The organism is Nostoc sp. (assembly GCF_054880495.1).
In genome coordinates this window covers 38954-56531 of sequence record NZ_JBTYKD010000411.1, presented here as the reverse complement: position 1 = coordinate 56531, position 17578 = coordinate 38954, and the positions used below count along the sequence as shown (strand labels likewise).

18 protein-coding genes and 2 pseudogenes are annotated in these 17578 nt (G+C 42.1%); 7 read left to right on the top strand and 13 right to left on the bottom strand.

Annotated features, from left to right (window positions below; translation table 11 throughout):
* Window positions 1-236: hypothetical protein (locus tag ACYTXL_RS34580; RefSeq protein WP_461928516.1), on the top strand; the 236-nt coding region annotated here is incomplete at its 5' end.
* A gap of 162 nt (window positions 237-398) precedes the next feature.
* The gene (locus tag ACYTXL_RS34575; protein ID WP_461922042.1) at window positions 399-1355 is read left to right on the top strand and encodes a hypothetical protein; all 957 of its coding nucleotides are present in this window, start codon (window positions 399-401) and stop codon (window positions 1353-1355) included.
* 320 nt (window positions 1356-1675) lie between these two features.
* Here ACYTXL_RS34575 and ACYTXL_RS34570 read toward each other — a convergent pair whose 3' ends face one another.
* From ACYTXL_RS34570 to ffh, 8 genes and pseudogenes are all read right to left on the bottom strand, one after another.
* Window positions 1676-1858, bottom strand: coding sequence for a hypothetical protein (locus tag ACYTXL_RS34570; protein ID WP_292796802.1), 183 nt, complete (start codon window positions 1856-1858; stop codon window positions 1676-1678).
* Between the two features lie 649 nt (window positions 1859-2507).
* Window positions 2508-4316, bottom strand: a complete 1809-nt coding sequence (locus tag ACYTXL_RS34565; RefSeq protein ID WP_461928515.1) for an ABC transporter ATP-binding protein — start codon at window positions 4314-4316, stop codon at window positions 2508-2510.
* Window positions 4317-4407: 91 nt separating this feature from the next.
* Window positions 4408-4926 (bottom strand): annotated as a pseudogene (locus ACYTXL_RS34560) (DUF6816 family protein); the annotation flags it as partial.
* A 239-nt stretch (window positions 4927-5165) separates the two neighbouring features.
* Window positions 5166-5570: a ChuX/HutX family heme-like substrate-binding protein gene (locus ACYTXL_RS34555; RefSeq protein WP_461928514.1), complete on the bottom strand. Its 405-nt coding sequence runs from the start codon at window positions 5568-5570 to the stop codon at window positions 5166-5168.
* A 65-nt stretch (window positions 5571-5635) separates the two neighbouring features.
* A complete protein-coding gene (locus tag ACYTXL_RS34550) occupies window positions 5636-6589 on the bottom strand; it encodes a PhoH family protein (RefSeq protein WP_461928513.1) in 954 nt (317 codons plus the stop codon).
* A gap of 461 nt (window positions 6590-7050) precedes the next feature.
* Entirely contained in the window at window positions 7051-7485 is a 435-nt protein-coding gene (locus ACYTXL_RS34545; RefSeq protein WP_461928512.1) for a KH domain-containing protein, read from the bottom strand.
* Window positions 7448-7708 carry a 30S ribosomal protein S16 gene (rpsP, locus tag ACYTXL_RS34540; protein ID WP_012409382.1) on the bottom strand — a complete coding sequence of 87 codons (261 nt, stop codon included), beginning with the start codon at window positions 7706-7708 and terminating at the stop codon, window positions 7448-7450. Before rpsP ends, ACYTXL_RS34545 begins: the two co-directional genes overlap by 38 nt.
* A 216-nt stretch (window positions 7709-7924) precedes the next feature.
* Entirely contained in the window at window positions 7925-9388 is a 1464-nt protein-coding gene (ffh, locus tag ACYTXL_RS34535; RefSeq protein ID WP_461928511.1) for a signal recognition particle protein, read from the bottom strand.
* A 246-nt stretch (window positions 9389-9634) separates the two neighbouring features.
* On the opposite strand from ffh, the gene ACYTXL_RS34530 reads away from it, so the two are divergent.
* Both ACYTXL_RS34530 and ACYTXL_RS34525 read left to right on the top strand, forming a co-directional pair.
* Entirely contained in the window at window positions 9635-10291 is a 657-nt protein-coding gene (locus tag ACYTXL_RS34530) for a DsbA family protein (RefSeq protein ID WP_461928510.1), read from the top strand.
* A gap of 419 nt (window positions 10292-10710) precedes the next feature.
* Window positions 10711-11181: a cation diffusion facilitator family transporter gene (locus ACYTXL_RS34525; protein ID WP_461928517.1), complete on the top strand. Its 471-nt coding sequence runs from the start codon at window positions 10711-10713 to the stop codon at window positions 11179-11181.
* A 48-nt stretch (window positions 11182-11229) separates the two neighbouring features.
* On the opposite strand, the pseudogene ACYTXL_RS34520 reads toward ACYTXL_RS34525, so the two are convergent.
* Window positions 11230-11340: pseudogene (locus ACYTXL_RS34520) on the bottom strand (hypothetical protein); the annotation flags it as partial.
* A gap of 357 nt (window positions 11341-11697) precedes the next feature.
* On the opposite strand from ACYTXL_RS34520, the gene ACYTXL_RS34515 reads away from it, so the two are divergent.
* Complete coding sequence (locus ACYTXL_RS34515; RefSeq protein ID WP_461928509.1) at window positions 11698-12900, top strand: argininosuccinate synthase; 1203 nt, start codon at window positions 11698-11700, stop codon at window positions 12898-12900.
* A gap of 161 nt (window positions 12901-13061) precedes the next feature.
* Here the strand turns inward: ACYTXL_RS34515 and ACYTXL_RS34510 are convergent, their stop codons facing one another.
* On the bottom strand, window positions 13062-13694 hold the full coding sequence (locus ACYTXL_RS34510; protein ID WP_461928508.1) for a DedA family protein: 633 nt from the start codon (window positions 13692-13694) through the stop codon (window positions 13062-13064).
* Between the two features lie 465 nt (window positions 13695-14159).
* Between ACYTXL_RS34510 and ACYTXL_RS34505 the strand changes: the two genes are divergently transcribed.
* Window positions 14160-14513, top strand: a complete 354-nt coding sequence (locus tag ACYTXL_RS34505) for an STAS domain-containing protein (protein ID WP_461928507.1) — start codon at window positions 14160-14162, stop codon at window positions 14511-14513.
* 479 nt (window positions 14514-14992) lie between these two features.
* Here the strand turns inward: ACYTXL_RS34505 and ACYTXL_RS34500 are convergent, their stop codons facing one another.
* The 3 genes from ACYTXL_RS34500 to rpsF all read right to left on the bottom strand — a co-directional run bounded on the left by ACYTXL_RS34500 (window position 14993) and on the right by rpsF (window position 16387).
* Window positions 14993-15553 carry an Npun_F5560 family protein gene (locus ACYTXL_RS34500; RefSeq protein ID WP_334908897.1) on the bottom strand — a complete coding sequence of 187 codons (561 nt, stop codon included), beginning with the start codon at window positions 15551-15553 and terminating at the stop codon, window positions 14993-14995.
* A gap of 207 nt (window positions 15554-15760) precedes the next feature.
* Window positions 15761-16000, bottom strand: a complete 240-nt coding sequence (locus tag ACYTXL_RS34495; protein WP_461928506.1) for a hypothetical protein — start codon at window positions 15998-16000, stop codon at window positions 15761-15763.
* A 36-nt stretch (window positions 16001-16036) separates the two neighbouring features.
* The gene (gene rpsF, locus ACYTXL_RS34490; RefSeq protein ID WP_461928505.1) at window positions 16037-16387 is read right to left on the bottom strand and encodes a 30S ribosomal protein S6; all 351 of its coding nucleotides are present in this window, start codon (window positions 16385-16387) and stop codon (window positions 16037-16039) included.
* Between the two features lie 415 nt (window positions 16388-16802).
* Between rpsF and ACYTXL_RS34485 the strand changes: the two genes are divergently transcribed.
* Complete coding sequence (locus ACYTXL_RS34485) at window positions 16803-17576, top strand: fumarylacetoacetate hydrolase family protein (protein WP_461928504.1); 774 nt, start codon at window positions 16803-16805, stop codon at window positions 17574-17576.
* Window positions 17577-17578: the final 2 nt, after the last annotated feature.

Here is a 17578-nt window from a genome sequence, read left to right as displayed (position 1 = left end):
TTAGATGCGGCATTCGCAGAAGTGACGAGAGAAAATTTAGTGGGTTGGTTTACTCACTGCTGCTACTGTACTTCAGAAGACTGATAATCGCTATAGAGAAGCGGCTTGTCGTTAGCCATCGCTTGGTATTGACCCTGATACTATTAGCCATAGAGAATGCGATCGCCTTTGGCGGGTGCTTTGCACCATCGCAGAATCCATTCACCGAGCTTAACCTGACTAAAGGCGATCGCTAAAACAGATCATAATGTACTATGTCAAATTAACTAAGCGCGATCGAGCGTTTTTGCCGAATCGAAAAGCAAAGCTCTATATTTATGATTTTATTTGGCAACTCATCTTTTTACTCCTAAAATCGAAGACAAGATCAAGGTCAGTAGAAAAGAGTCCCTAAATTAATGAGTACGTTAATCACTCAGGGTGGAAGAGCTATCACTAAATTTCATGTGGTAGACCGGATAAACGATATCGCTTGGCAAGCTCACCAAGGTAGTGTTGCTGCGATTATTCAGCTATTGAACGAAAAGCTAGCGAAGTCTGGTGTCAGAACTAGAGCCATTTTTTCTGATGGTGTCTTACAACTTCTGTGCGAAGCCGCTAGGGTAGAGCAACTTGAGCAATCTCCCGTCGTCGAACAAATCCAGCAAATTCTTGAGTCCATCGCCCCGCGCCAAATTCGCCGAGTCAATATCAATAGTCGGATTGTTCGGGAACAACAATTACTTTGGCTAAAGGAAATAAATAGCGATCGCGAAAACCAATTGCTTTGGTCACACGAAATTACATTAATTCAGCCTAATATTCTAAAGCAACTAATTAAAGATTTCACAGAAGCTCAAGCTGAACTAGGAAAACCAAATTTTCCTAAAACTCAAGTCTCTCGTCCTTTAGTACTCATTAACAAAGAAAAACACAAAAATAAACCTAAAAAAAGGATATTAGCAGCAGCTGGTTTATGCTCACTTTTGTTGCTTGCTTGGGTTGTTTATGCCCAGTTAGGTAATAAACTGAAAAACCTAATGCAACTAGAAACTTCCAAATCTTTAACTACAGAAAATACTAGCGATCAGAAAGTCCAAACAGCATCCCATGCTGCTAACAATAGTCTTTCTGAGCCATCTGATGACCCATTTCCAATATCTGTGCGAATTGCCAATCAAGCTTCTGCATCTGGTAAAACAGCCACAACCTCAACTCAGTGGTTAGATATAGCTGCTAAGTGGCAACGGGCTTCAGATTTAATGGGGACAGTGCCACAAAATCACAGCCGTTATCAGGAAGCTAAAATTCGGACTCAACTATATAAGAAATATAGTGAGGCGGCGCAGAAAGAAGCCGATAAGAGTAAATCTTAGTTTTTTCTGATTGGAAGACTTCGATTACCGATTAGTATTCTAGTAGTGAAAAATGGATTATTTACGGCTCTACCGCTCCCTTTATGGAGTCTAAACAATAAATAAAAGGGTGTTAACGTTTAAAGGTTAAGGATTGTGAATTGTCACAGTAACTTTGCCTAGTAGTAAGCATTTCAGTACTTAAGATAAAGACTAAAGTCCTTATTACTAACTTATTTATCCAGCAAAGTTACCTTGATTTAAACTATGCTAATTCACCACCTATATCTAATAAAAAAATTATTGGATAGAGGTGGTTCTGAATTTAGCTAAATTCATTACTAACGTTCATAGTGACCGCGAATCCATACCTTATGGTGATGTATTCTGTCCCAATGCCCAGGAATCCACCTTTGATGATGATGATGCCCACCAAGATCGATTACTAATGCTGATGCCTGTTTTGGCATGGCAGCAATGAACAGTGGTAAAGCAACTAATACACCTGCAAGCATCCGTTTCATAACTAATTTTCCTTTGTTCAACTATCTGGGATTAGTCAGTTAAATTTTTTGGGAGTTGATTTTCAGCAATTTAACTGGACTGATTTATAAATTTAGACTGCTGCTTTATTCAAAAGGTTTAATTTAATTTATGTCAATTTTGTGTTATTAATATGTCAAATTTTATGGTTCTTCAGTACCTGTTATGCCAAATTATTAGTTAAACATCAAAATTTGGCTTAAAAAATAGGGTTAAAAGCCAAAATTATTGCTAAAATCCTAAAATGTTAGCAAATAATGCTAATTATGTTGATAAATAAGGCTTTCAGGGTTTTATCAAAGGAGTTTAGCATAGTAAGTACTGAAGAGCCAATTTTATTATTGATTAAAATAAGTATTATTTAAAACCAGATTGTACGGAGAGTATAATTGGCGTAGGCGTAGCCCCCCGTACCCCATACTGTTGGGGACAATTGGAAAAAAATCGACCTTATTTTCAATAAAGTCGATTTAATCAAGCGGATTCATTCATGGGGTCAATCTAAAATTTAAAATCGTTCGACTGAGCATCTCGACTTCGCTCAATGGAACCGTAGCCGTACTCCTGCGGAGAAGCAAGCTACGCGTAGCGTTCCGCAGGAAAGTCCAAAATCTAAAATGTTTATGTCGCCTAACTCAGGAGTTCTCCTGTTTCTTGCAGGGAATGCAGGCGGCGGTAAATACCCTCGTGACGCAAGAGTTCATCGTGGCTACCCACTTCTACAATCTTTCCTTGCTCCAGCACCACAATTTTATCAGCTTCTCGCACTGTACTTAGGCGATGGGCAATGACAATGGTGGTGCAAGTGCCCTGAATCGATCGCATCGCTAGCTGAATTGAACGCTCAGACTCATAATCTAAACTAGAGGTGGCTTCGTCAAAAATTAGTACGTCTGGTTCTACTAGCAACGCCCTAGCAATTCCCAAGCGTTGTCTTTGTCCTCCAGATAATCTGACACCTCGTTCCCCGACGACGGTGTAATAACCTTGGGGTAATTGCTGCACTACTTCATCGACTCTGGCAATCTTACAGGCTTGCTGAACCTCCTCCAAACTGGCATTCGTCCTCCCATAGGTGAGGTTATCCAATATGGTACCGTTGAAAACGTCTACTTCTTGGTGAACGATCGCTAACCTTCGTCTATACTTACTCACATCCAAAGTGCGAATATCTTGACCATCAATCAGAATTTGACCTTCTTGAGGTTCAAAATATCGCAACAGCAACTTCACTAAAGTAGACTTACCAGAACCGGAACGCCCCACTAATGCCACTGTTTGGTATGGCTCAATCAACAAGTTAATATCTTGCAAAACTTGACGGCTGGCATCATATCCAAAACTGAGATGCGACAACTCAACTTTCCCAGTGAAACTATAGGCTGATGTACTTTCTTCTAAACTGACTGCATCTACCCCGGTTGGTTGCTGCATAAATTCGTGATACCCCAACATTGAGGCATAACGACGAGCAAAAATCTCAGAGAGGTTGCTAATGGGTTCCAACTCGGCATAAGCCATACTGGAAACTGTTAAAGTGGTAATAAAGTGTCCCAAAGAAATCTGACCTTTTAGCGTAGCTGCAAGGGTCAAACCTAACACTGTAAACACACAAAATTGAATGATTGTCGTTCTGAAACTACCGAGCTTCACATAACCAAGATGGATGCGGTAATCTACTACTTTAAACTCTCGGTTAAGCCTTTGTTTTTGCCGTTTCAGTTCTAAAGCTTCTGTTGCAAATGCTTTAACTGTTTTGATGTTGGTGATAATTTCTGAATTGCGGCTTTGGGTATTTTCCATGTATTTATCTAGCCGTCGTTCTTGTTCCATCAGCTGCTTTAAATCTCTGAGGGTGAAGCTGAGAATGACTACGAACGAAATCAGAAATAATATGGCAATGCGCCACTCAATCAACAAGATAACTATAAAAATTCCTAAGATTCGGAATAGCTTGGGAATCAATTGTCCAGCAATTTCTGGATAAGCCCAAGTATGATTTTCTAAACCTCTAGAAATTTTCCCGGCAATACGTCCTGGGTTATTTTCATCGTAAAATTCTATAGGTAGAGTGAGTATTTTTATTATCGCCTTTGTGAAGTTGTCTCGTCGGGTACGTAAAGCAATATCCCAATGAAACCACCAAGTTGACCAGATTTGAATCGGCGCTCTGGCAACAGTTACTAAGAAGATTATACTCATTAGCACCCCTAGCGATAGTAATCGATTTGGTGGTAGTTGCGTGAGGTTGCTAATTGCAGCGATCGCATTCTCTATAGGACGATCTAGGGGTTGTCCCGAAAGTACGTTTAAAATTTGCCCTGTGGTATAAGGCACAGCCAAATCAATTATTTCAAAAAGGCTCGCTGCGCCAATACTGAAAATCATCAGCGCTCGATAGCGATCGTAGTATTTGAGAATATCTCTAAATTTTGCCATAATGCACACTGCCCAAGGGCGCGATCGGAAACTTGGAATTTCTATATTACAGACGTAATACAAGCTAGTCAAGGGTTATACGTTTAAATCACTACTTTGAAGTAGTAGGTATTTGTACAAAGACAAATTCTAAGCGATAGCGATAGAGAGCAACTGGTTGAGAACCAGCTTTAAAATAATCTCGCTCTTGGGGTCAAAGATAGACAGCAGTAACTTGATCTGCCTCAATCGCCGGATTAGCTGGTGAAAGTTTATGATAAGCGGTGGTAGATTCTACAGAGTTTAAGTAGGGGCGTGAACCGCCTTTAAATAGTTGTTGAAATACTTCTGTGGTGATGAACTTGCCATCAGAGGTAGTTTCTGTGGCGCGTGCAGTCACAATAGAAACTAGTTGACGACTGCTACGCAAGAACGTAATTTGACGATTAGGTGAATCTGGATCTACTTTGACTAATAATACTGCTTCATTCCCTAAATAGGCCCGTGCCAAATTTAAGCTATTAAACGCTCTATCTGCTACTAAAGTTGCGGATTTATAATCTATCTGAGGAAATATTTTTAACCCAGGAATATGTGGTTGCTCTTTCACAAATCTTACTACAATCGGAACGAGGAAAACCTCATCAAGTTAGGTTTTTAGGACTTGTGTGTACACCGTAGCCTTTTTAAGGGGGGCTAGGGGGGATTAATCAGTGCCTAAAATCACAGCCTACCACTTTTAAAACATCCTCTAACATTAAACTAGAAGGATTTGAATTACTTAAATCACCTAAAGATATTCAGTTTCGTGACATCGTATTATCTAAATAATTGCTGATTGACGGTTTTCCCAATTACCAATTATCTATACTAAATCTCTGAGGGTAAAGGTTGCCAAAGTTCGCCATACTTCTCTTTTAGAGTCTGCCAAGCTTCCACCTGTCCTAGTTCATATTCTCCCGGTTTACCCCATTGCAAAAATAGGCTTAAAGCAGGCTCTTGTTTCTCATCTAAAAAGCGGATGGCATAGGTTGTAAAATTGCCTCTCTTCGCTTCACCAGTTTCAAATTTTACCTGAATAATTTTGTCCATATTCAAATGAAACTCAAAGCCTTCTGTGTGCATATTCGCATATTTACCTTTAGGCAATTCTGCATAAAATAACTTTTCTATTTTGCCTCGTGCTTCTAATACAGCAGCACTGCTAGTAACAATTAGACGCAAAGTTCCCAAAGTCTCGCAAGCTGCTAAAAATTCTTTCAAAGTAGTACTCATAAATTATTATCCTTTGTTATTTGTTCATGCCCGATGCCCAATGCCTAATGCCCAATGCCCAATACCTATTTTTCGTATTGTTCATAAGCAGCAACAATGCGCTGAACTAGAGGATGGCGCACGACATCTTTTTGGGAAAATTCGCAAAAGGCAATACCTTCTACGTGTTTTAAAATTTGTAAAGCCACTCCTAAACCCGATTGTTGGTGAAGTGGTAAATCAGTTTGTGTCATGTCGCCTGTAATCACCATCCGCGAACGGAAACCCAAACGAGTTAAAACCATTTTCATCTGAGCGGGTGTAGTATTTTGAGCTTCATCCACAATTACAAAGGCGTTATTGAGGGTGCGTCCCCGCATATAGGCGAGTGGTGCGACTTCAATCACACCGCGTTCCATTAAACTGGGTACTTTTTCTGGGTCGATGAATTCATAAATAGCATCATAAAGTGGGCGAAGATAGGGATTAACTTTTTGCTGCAAGTCTCCAGGCAAAAAACCGAGTTTTTCACCAGCTTCGACGGCAGGGCGAGTTAAAATTAACTTTTCAAACTGGTTAGCAAGGAGTGCTTGCACGGCGACAACCACAGCGAGATAAGTCTTACCAGTACCAGCAGGACCAACACCAAAGGTGAGATCACGTTTACGGAGTGCGTCGATATATTGACGCTGGCGGAAGGTTTTAGCGCGGACTTCTTCACCTCGGCGACTTTTGGCGAGGACATCTCGCTGTAAATCTTGCAGTTCCCCTTGCCGATCGCTATCTATGGCTTGACGGGCTGTTAAAATATCGGCACTGGAAATAGTATTGCCTTTAATCCAGAGGTCTTCAAGCGATCGCACTAATCGAGAAGCCAGATCAATTTGCCCTTCGGTACCAGAAATCAGTAATTCCTGTCCACGTAGCACTAAAATAGCTCCTGTTTGCCGAGATAGGATTTTGAGATTTTCTTCTCCATCCCCGGCTAAAGCGATCGCGCTAGCAATATTCGGCAGCTGAATTGTTAAGGCACCTGCCATAGTATTTCTTAATTCGTGAGGATCTGTTTTTGACAAAGGTAAATATTTTCTCGCTAAGGGCGAAATTACACTTTTATTACTTACATTTTAGAAGAATCTTTGCAACAAATTAATCGGCTGTAGGGGCGTACCGATATACATTGGTGTCAACTTAACCTAGAAGTTAGGCAAGGCATGCTTTCGAGGTTTGACCCTCACCCCCAGCCCCTCGACCAATTTTGGTAGAGGGGAGCAAATTTTCTAGTTCCCCTTCTCCTAAGTTGGGATTCGGGGTTAGGGGATGAGGGCAAAACGTCTTCTCAAAGCAGATTTTTTCTTAAGTTAACACCAATTACCGGTGTACGCCCCTACTAGTGAAGATTCCAAAAAAAGAGCCAAAAATCTTTTTGCTACTTTCCATTTTTATAAAAATTCTGAGCGGAGGTAACTACAACCGCTCAGACTTGCTCTCTAGTTTCAACCTAGCGGAGGCGGGGTTTAACAATGGGTCTAGACCCATCATTTCCACGCGGTTCTCTCCTAGTCGGTGGTGGCGATCGCTCTTCTGTGTCTTCATCAAAAGACATACCCTCGCGGCCGGGAGTGGTGCTGCCGTAGATATCCAGGTATGTTGATTGCCCAGCTGCGGCTGCGGCTGCGGCAATTACTGTACGAATCGCCTCAATATTGCGTCCCCCTCGACCAAACACTTTCCCTTTATCTGTGCTTTCAAAGGCGATGCGAATCCAAACCCGGTTGAGGGCTTGAGAAATTTCACAATCGACGCTTAAAGTCTCTGGAGATTCCAAAAACGGCTGCACCAAAAACTGAACCAGCCCAAGATAGTTGGGATTAGCTGTTGGGGATATTATTCCAGAATTATGATGCGGCTGTGGCACTGACCTGTTCAAAAACATTGGCTTTTACTAAAATGCGACGGACGGTATCGGTGGGTTGAGCGCCTTGTTGTAGTCGCTTGACGATGCCGGGAACGTCTAGTCGCACTTCATCGGTTCTGGGGTTGTAGAATCCCAACTCTTCTAGGGGACGGCCATCACGGCGAGCGAGGTTGTTAATGGCGACAATGCGGTAACTTGCTTCCCGCTTTTTACCGAATCGCTTCAAGCGCAGTTTGATCATGGTTGAAGAATCATTCTCCTATTGTTAGATATTAGTTAGCAACTAGTTGGCGAGGAAGTAACCCAAATCTGGCTGCTGCCGAGAAATAGCGGGTCAGTTTCCTCTGCTGATAAATTCTGAGGTCGAAATGCTAATTTTAGCACTGCCTAGCATTTGCTGCTATTAGTCATTAGTTATTTAGTCATTGGTCATTGGTCATTAGTTAATGACTAACGACTAAAGATTGCCGAAGCCTTTTTTCTTTTTTTCTTTCTTTTTCTTTTTCGTACCTGGGGTGTCACCACCATAACCTCGCCATCCAGGGGCTGCGGGACGCTCGCCTGCACCTGCAAAGGCATTACCCATACCGCCGCCGCCGAACATTCCCGGCATTCCAGGGAAGCCACCTTGACCCATTTGCTGCATGAGCGATCGCATTTTTTGGAAATCACCCACCAGTTTACTTACATCGGACTCTCTATAGCCGCAGCCAGAAGCAATCCGCCGCCGCCGACTGGGAGAACTCGCTAATAAATCGGGATCATGGCGTTCTTGGCGAGTCATGGAGTTAATCATCGCCTCACAGCGCTTGAGTTGGGTTTCTCCATGCTTGAGCTGATCATCTGAGAGCTTGTTCATCCCTGGAATCATCTTGATCAAGCCTCCCAGAGATCCCATATTCTTCAGCATCCGCAACTGCTTGAGAAAGTCAGTAAAGTCAAACTTTGCTGACAAGATTTTCTCCTGCATTTTCTCCGCATCTGCTAAGTCAAACTCTTCTTGGGCTTTTTCTACCAAGGTGAGAACATCGCCCATTCCTAGAATCCGCGATGCCATGCGATCGGGATAAAACGGTTGCAGTGCCTCGACTTTCTCACCTACGCCGACAAACTTAATCGGCGCTCCCGAAATCTTTCGCACCGAAAGCGCTGCACCGCCACGGCTATCACCATCCAACTTGGTGAGAATCGCCCCAGTAATTCCGATCTGCTCATGGAAGGTGCGGGTAAGATTAGCTGCCTCTTGACCAGTCATCGCGTCCACCACCAACAGAGTTTCATGGGGTTGGACTGTTGCTTTGATACGGGCTAATTCCGCCATCATTTCTTCGTCAATTTGCAGGCGTCCAGCAGTATCAATAATTACTGTGTTTACACCTTCTGCCCTAGCGCGTTCTACACCTTGTCGAGCAATTTCTACGGGATCGGCGTCGCTTCCTAGTTCAAATACTGGTACGTCAATTTGCTTACCCAACGTTACCAACTGGTCGATCGCGGCTGGGCGATATACGTCTGTCGCCACCAATAAACAGCTACGATCTAATTTTCGCAGATGTAAGGCTAACTTAGCGGTAGCTGTGGTTTTACCAGTACCTTGCAACCCAGCCATTAGCACAATAGTCGGCTTTTCCTGGGCTTCTACTATGGGAACATTTTCCTCTCCCATCACCTGCACCAGTTCATCGTGAACAATTTTGATAAACTGTTGGTCAGGTCGCACGCCGGTAATCACCTCGGCTCCCTGTGCTTTGGCTTCGACTTCGCTAATAAAATCTTTGACTACCTGGAGATTGACATCTGCCTCCAACAAGGCGCGGCGGACTTCGCGCAAAGCATCTTGGATGTTGGATTGAGAAATTTTGTCCTGTCCCCGCAGTTTCTTCCAGGCGGATTCTAAACGGTCAGATAATGCATCAAACATAATGTAATTACAGGTAATTCGCCAATGGGGAATTCTAAACCGCCGATGAATGCGATTCCGAATTTCCGCTAAAGTTTTAACGTGCTATCTACCAGCTTAATATTTTTCACCGTGACTGTAGCAACCAGATACTGAGTATGGGGTATGCGGCATGGGGACTCCGATGCTTGAATACTCGCTAATGCAACGCGATCGCCGCGATCGCTAATTTGTAATATTATGAGTTAGGTGTCTACGCGAGCCAAGATGTCGCAGCGAATCAAAGTTTACTCCTACTCGATATACCACTCGTCAAATTCATATATTGGTATTGCTCTTGCCGAAAAATCTTTGCAGGGATTGCCAGTTGATATTGAACGACGACCAATCTACATACCGAAGGAGCGAGGTATAAAGGTAGCTGACCTGCAAGGACGAACTGAAAACGCCCTATTATCTTCGTATCACAAAGAAGATTGTCTGCGGTGGGCGAAAAAGTACGGCATTGAAATTCGGCTCAAGGAGTATGAAGAATTTGGTAGGTGGGTTAAGCGCTGGGAGAAAATGAAATTTGGTCGAGAAGAACTGACCGCCAGAGCGTATTACGCTGCTTGTGGAACTGGAAAGGAGCATCTGCTTGATGCCGCTTTCTTTCGAGCAACTTACATTGACCAGCTTGATGTCAACGATGAGTCTGTGATTAAGAAAGTTGCAAATGATGTTGGGCTGAATGGCGATCGCATTCTGGAATTAGTATACGGCGAAGCAGCTCAACAAGCAGCAGTGGCAGCTTTGGCAGAATACGAGCAGTTTGGCTGTCCTGGAGTCCCAACCTGGATAGTGGAAGGCGAAAGATTCTGGGGAAAGGATCGTGTCGATTGGGTAACAGAAAAGGTAAAACAATTAGTAATTCGTAATTCGTAGCGAATTCTTTTTGGAAAAACTCTGCCTCCGGCTTCCCTCTCCGAACTCACGGAGAGGGATTGAGGGTGAGGTTTGATCTTATGTTTAATTACGCCTACCTACTTAAATTATCATTTTTAACGTAACCATTATCATCCCTTAAATTAACCAAGATAATTTTTATATATTCTTAGTCTTAGTAAATTAGTGCATTTAAAATTATGTATCTCTAGAATAAAAAGTTAATGAGTAATTTCCATAAATATATAGTTCCTATCTAAGGATAATCTTTGATAACGTAGCATTCTAAATTTAGAACAGACCCATCACAAATATTGAGGTGGAAATTTTTCAGGACAATACTTTAGATTTAAAGGTTTTTTTGGGTAATGCTTTCACTTCAAGGGGACAAATGTAAGTGCGAAAATACTTCGATAAAAGTGCTTAAAAGTCGGCAGAAAGCCAAAATATTGTGGATAACATTAGGTTTACTTGCTTGTTTTTTTGTTGCTGAGTGGAGTGTGGGTTTGTGGAGTCAAAGTTTATCTCTACAAGCAGATGCAGGACATATCTTATCTGATATTACAGCCTTGCTAATATCACTATTTGCAAGTTTCTTAGCACAGCAACCAGTTAAGAGTCAGGCAACATTCGGACATCAGCGTATCGAAGTTTTCGCAGCTTTATTGAATGGATTAGGTTTAGTAGCGATCGCAACTTTTATCTCATGGGAAGCTATTGGGCGCTGGCAACATCCAGCAACTATTTTAACCGACTTTTCGGGAACAATTTTGAACCAAGTGGGGTTGGGCTTGAATTTTACACCTAGCACTTTTAATGTCTACCGTAATAGTTTTATCTATCTGAATGATTCCACTGCTGTTTTGTTTGTGTGTCGAGTTATTATCTAAAATAATCGTTAAATATTTCACTCCACTTTTCACTATATTTAAATCTTTATCCCATCCACCACTAGCAAGTATTTTCTCGTCGGGACTAAATGCTACAGAATTAACACCTGCAAATGCCCCTTGATGTCCTGTAAATGTTTGAATACAATTCCATTGCATCTGTTCTTGAAACCATTCCAGCATAAATTACGTCCTTTTCTTCAATACCTTCGCCAATTTACGAGGGTGAGTTGATGATGCTTTCAACCCACATTCTGCACTTCATCTTGTAATACACGAAGATTTCCAACATTTCGCCAATGGTGGTTAAATATTAACCATAAATAACCAATGATTGTTCGGTGTTAATACTTAATACTTAGGCTCTTATTGTGGCAAAGGTATTGTAGATTATATAGATTATCCTATCTGAGTTTGCTGACAATCTACCTATAGGTTGTTGCATGAAGAAGATATACATGGATTAGTTTAGATATAATAATGACTCATTCTTTGTTTTCCTAACTGGAGAAATTAATGGGTCGCGCCAAAAAGGTTGTCCTGGCATATTCTGGCGGAGTGGATACCTCAGTTTGCATCCCCTATCTTAAACAGGAGTGGGGTGTGGAAGAGGTGATTACTCTAGCAGCAGATTTAGGTCAGGGAGATGAATTAGAGTCAATTCGAGAAAAAGCTCTGAAATCGGGTGCAAGTGAATCCCTAGTGGCGGATGTCAAAGATAGTTTCGTTAAAGATTACGCCTTTGGAGCGATTCAAGCTAACGCCCTCTATGAAAATCGTTATCCTCTAGGAACTGCCCTTGCGCGTCCACTGATTGCTAAGATATTAGTAGAAACGGCTGAAAAATATGGTGCTGATGCGATCGCTCACGGTTGCACCGGTAAAGGTAACGATCAGGTTCGCTTTGATGTCTCTGTAACCGCCCTAAACCCCAGCCTAAAGATCCTCGCACCAGCCAGAGAATGGGGGATGAGTCGTGAAGAAACGATCGCCTATGGTGAAAACTTTGGTATCCCCTCACCAGTCAAAAAATCGTCTCCCTACAGCATTGACAAGAATTTGCTGGGTCGTAGTATTGAAGCTGGTTTACTCGAAGATCCCTCCTTTGAGCCACCAGAAGAAATCTATGAGATGACCAAAGCGATCGCTGACACTCCCAATCAGCCAGAGTACATCGAAATTGGTTTCTTTGGTGGTATTCCCACAACCTTGAACGGTATAGCCAAAAAGCCCGTTGAGCTACTTGAAGAACTCAATCAGGTGGTAGGAAATCACGGCATTGGGCGGATAGACATGATCGAAAACCGTCTCGTGGGTATCAAATCACGGGAAATCTACGAATCACCCGCGATGTTAGTCTTAATTCAGGCACATAGAGATTTGGAAAGCTTGACTTTAACCGCAGATGTTACCCATTACAAGCGTGGGATTGAAGAAACTTACAGCCAAATCGTTTACAACGGTTTATGGTACAGTCCACTCAAAGTTGCACTTGATGCTTTTATTCAAAAGACACAAGAGCGAGTCTCTGGAACTGTGCGAGTGAAGTTATTCAAGGGCAACTCTACGATAGTTGGGCGTTCGAGCGATAATTCCCTTTATACTCCCGATTTGGCAACCTACGGAGCCAAAGACCAATTTGACCACAAAGCTGCTGAAGGCTTTATCTACGTTTGGGGACTACCAACTCGCATTTGGTCGCGGCTAACTAAAAGTTAGGAGTTTGGAGAGACGCCATTAATCGCGTCTGTACAGGAGTTTGGAGAGACACCATTAATCGCCTCTGTACAGGAGTTTGGAGTTAAAAATGCAAAATAACAAGAAGTGAAAGTTAAAAAAATAACTTTTTACTTCACTCCTCACTCCTCACTCTTCACTATTCACTCCTCATTACTCACTTCCTTGACCTCACGAGACTCTAGCCACAGAGGGACAACAATTAAGGCAGCAAGGATCAGTAAAGCTGCGAACGCAAATTGACCCACCCAAGCAACCAATTGTTCTAAAGAGATAATTTTGCCAGCAAAGAAAGCCAATGTCACCATCAAACTAGCCCAAGAAACTGCTCCTAACAAGTTGTATAAAAAGAATTTTCCAAAGGGCATTTCGGCTATACCAGCTAGTGGTGCCGCAAAAACTCGTAACAACGCCAGAAAACGTCCAAAAAATACCGCTTTAGCAGCATTTTGACTAAATTTATCTTTAATATTCAGCAGCCGCACTTCCGAAATCCGAAATATGCTACCAACTTTTACTAAAAAAGCCCAACCGCTAACTCTACCAATCCAATAGCCACAAGTGCCACCAATTACAGCACCCATAATTGCATCACCGAGAACCAGCCAGAAATTTAGTTCATCGCTGCCAGCTAAAAACCCGCCCACTAAGGTCACGGTTTCACCAGGAAGGGGAATGCCTAAATTTTCTAGCAAAATTCCCAAAAAAATTGCCCAATACCCGTAATTATGGGCGACTTTCTGGATATTTTCTAGTGAAATCAACTCTAAAGACATCCCGCACCGCCGCCTTTACAAATTTTTACTTTTATTATATTTTTGCTTGTTTTTGGGTGGTGTGTCAATCAAACTACTACTTTCAGTCCTTAATTCATAACTTATAGTCTATGGTAACTATTAATTTTTCACTATTAACTATGTAAATTTTTAGAAATTCCTACCACAATTTAATACGTTTTTTTTAAAAGTTAAAAAATTTATAAGAAATTTATAAATATCCACTATAATTATGAAAATCTTGTAAAAGATACGGTTGATACCGAAATTGTTAGGCCCTTATGCCTATATTGATGAAAGTTATCACAAATTATACGGTATGAATACTGAAATAATCGCTCTCAATTGCACGACTGCAATTACCCAAATATCGGGGTAAAACAGTCGTTTTGCCGTTGAAAGAGAAGAAGTATTGATATCTTTTTTCAATTTTTTGTCAAGTGTTCCAACTACCCTATTAAACTCATGACTCTCACACAAGAACTTCAAGTGATTTTGTTTAAACCCCAAGGAAGCATAGATTTGCAAGGCGGTAAGGCTTTGAGTGAACAGATGTTCGCAGTAGTCCCCCAAGCTCATCAACTCTGGGTTATCGACCTAACAAAAGTTAATTTCATGGACAGTTCGGGGTTAGTCCCTTTAGTAAAAGGATTGAAAGCTGCACGTCAGAGTGGTTGCCGCTTAGTTTTATGCAACGTGCAAGCTCCTGTACGGTTAATTTTGGAACTTACCCAATTAGATACAGTCTTTGAAATTTTTCCCACTTACGATGATATTTTTACTGCCGTCAAAGATAAGAGTCTGATGCTAGTAGGCTAACTAATAAATCTACCTATAGAAGGATGGTGGAGTCAAGCAATATTTGCATTTTTTCACATTCTTAAAGATTACAGTCTGATGCTAGCAGGCTGATTTTCTTTGATATCTGGAGAAGTATGTTGAATAAAACTCATGGCTTTCAGCTAGGTATAAATTGCAGATGAGTCTATCTGCTTGTTGAAAGCCAATCTACCTAAACCAGTAAAGTAGGGAATGACCAAAAATTGGTCAAAGCAATGCAATTGTTTGTGACACTCCCCAACCTCTTAAAGAGAGGGCTTTTCAAATTACTCTAAGCTACTTGTTCTATGTGCGACGCAACTAGTGCAAGGAAGCAGGAGGTAAGAAAGGTTAGAATCTCAGCTTTGGGATTATTTATAACTCTATAAGTTATTTTTGCCTTGATATACTACTTGGAGTCTCCAAGATGCTTTGCTGGACTAATTCCTTACCTCTTTGATTCCACCATAATAGTAACTTTAGGCATTCTGGGGAGTTGAAATGTTACTTTGTTCGGATGCTGGATGGGGAAAATTTGGCAAATCAATGCCGCTGTGACTAGCATTGCGAGTTTTGAGTGCTAAACGATAACTCACACTTTGCAGTTCTGCTTGTATTTGGCGGTTTTCCCGTTGTAGCATTGCTACCTTTTCTCTGACTGGTGTCATCCGCTCCTCAAACTTCCGACGATAAATTTGAGGTAACTCTTGTACTACTTGCTCCAACATTCGACTGCGATCAGTGAGTTCTTGAACTGACTGTCGCAATTGGTAAATTTCGGAGTCACGAGTTGTAATTTGCTCTTGGTAGAACCCCACCTGCTGCTCTACAGCTTGGAGTTGTTCTTGCAAAGCCTGTAACTGAGTCAGATCACGCTCAAGATCCGGCTGCTGGGGCATAAAACTAGTATTACCCTTTACCAGCCGGAAGAGTTCTTGAGATAGTTGTTGCACTAATTGATCGCGGAGTTGCAACTCTTGGCGTAGTTGCGATACTTCCGTAGAGAGAACTTGAATGTTGGGTGTATCAGATTGGATCACAGTAGCTTACAGCTCCCATTCAGAATCTTGTCCACTCTTAGGTATAACTGCGGGAGTACTACCTTTGGCAAGTATTTGTTAATTTAGCATTCCCAGGCAAGTCACGAAAAAAGAAAGAGACAAAATTTTATTGAATGAAATTGGGAATTGGGCACTTGTACTGACTTTACCTGCCCTGAGCTTGCCGTACCACTTCGTGGAAGCAAGCTACGCGTAGCACGATGCCCTGAGCTTGCCGTTCGCGTAGCGTCTCGTAGAGAAGGGTACTGAGCGGCGCGTTGCCCTGAGCTTTGCCCTACCACTTCGTGGAAGCAAGCTACGCGTAGCGTCTCGTAGAGAAGGGTCTTGTAGAGAAGGGTCGAAGTAGCCTTCGCGTAGCGTCTCGTAGAGAAGTCGTTGGCGCAGCCTAAGAAGAGAAGTATTGGGCATTGGGAAGAATTTATTCATTATTCTTTACTCCCTCATCCCCCTACTCCCTATCCCTTAGATCGTTGCAGCTACTTTAGCGGGTTTTTCTTTTTCCTCTTTAGGGGGTTTTTCCTCTTCGAGTTCCTGCTTAATTGTCAAATAGCGAATCACTTCTTCACTCAAACGCATGGCGCGTTCAAAGGGGGCGATCGCAGTTGCAGGCGCAGTGTAGTTTAATTGGATGTAGATTCCATCGCGGTGTTTTTTGATTTCATAAGCCAGACGACGCTTACCACGATTTTGAATTTGCATATCCTCAGCCCCTTGATCGCGAAGCAAATTCTGATATTTAGCAATTGCTTGCTCTGCCTGTTCGTCTCCGAGGTCAGGACGCAGGATGTACATTGTTTCGTAACTTGTAGTCATATTTTTCAGTCTCCTCATGGACAAAAGTGGCTGCTAGTATTAATTTACACTTAATTTAAAATTTAAATTTCAGTATTAATCAACATCTGAAGCAACAAGGAACTATAATCTTACCAGTTTTCTATTTGAATCATTAGCCAAATCGCCGAAGTTTGGATTTTTTCGATGTCCCTAATCAAAACTAGGTCGGGAGCTTACCCCGATATTTCTTTAGCAAGTAAGAATCCAGTTTTTGGTGCTGGTCAGCAAATTGATCAAGCTATTAGCTTCGCTAAGGGGTATCTTTGCCTAAGGGCATCTCATCTATAGCGATCGCTTTTTTGCTCAAGGCTGAATCGGTTCACTAAAAAGCTAACTGAGGATTGCTACCCGCTTACAAGTTCTAATCGTAGATAAAAGGATATTCATTAAAGTTATGGCACAGCGCTATGTGCGAATTCAAAATCCAGAAGGACAGATTTTTTATGGGTTACTCCAACTATCCCTCAATGTCCAGGTGCTAGATGCTCCGCCCTGGTTAGAAGGACAACCCACTGATTTAACTTTGACACCAGGAAATTACCAAATTCTGGCTCCCTGCGCTCCCTCAAAAATTGTGGCGGTAGGGAAAAATTATGCAGAGCATGCAGCCGAAATGGGAACTCCAGTACCTTCTGAACCACTAATTTTTCTCAAGCCACCCACGTCTATAATTCCGTCTGAGAGGGAAATTAAATATCCTCCCCAGTCACAAAGAGTTGACTACGAAGGAGAGTTAGCATTAGTGATTGGCGATTACGCCTTTGAATGTACACCAAAGGTAGCCCAAACAAAAATTTGGGGCTACACTATCGCCAATGACGTAACCGCGCGGGATTTACAAAAACTAGATGGTCAATGGACGCGTGCCAAAGGTTTTGATACTTTCTGTCCCTTGGGACCTTGGATTGTGCGAGAATTAAATCCCGGAGCGAGATTGCAGACTTTTTTGAATGACGATACCAATCCAGTCCAATCTGCTTGTATCGATCAGATGGTGTTTTCGCCCGATGTTTTAGTTTCCTATATCAGTCAGGTGATGACGCTATTACCCGGTGATTTGGTGCTTACAGGTACGCCAGAGGGTGTAAGTGCATTACATCCAGGCGATCGCGTCCGTGTAGAAATTGAAGGTATTGGTCGCCTGGAAAACACCATAGTAGCCCGTTAATT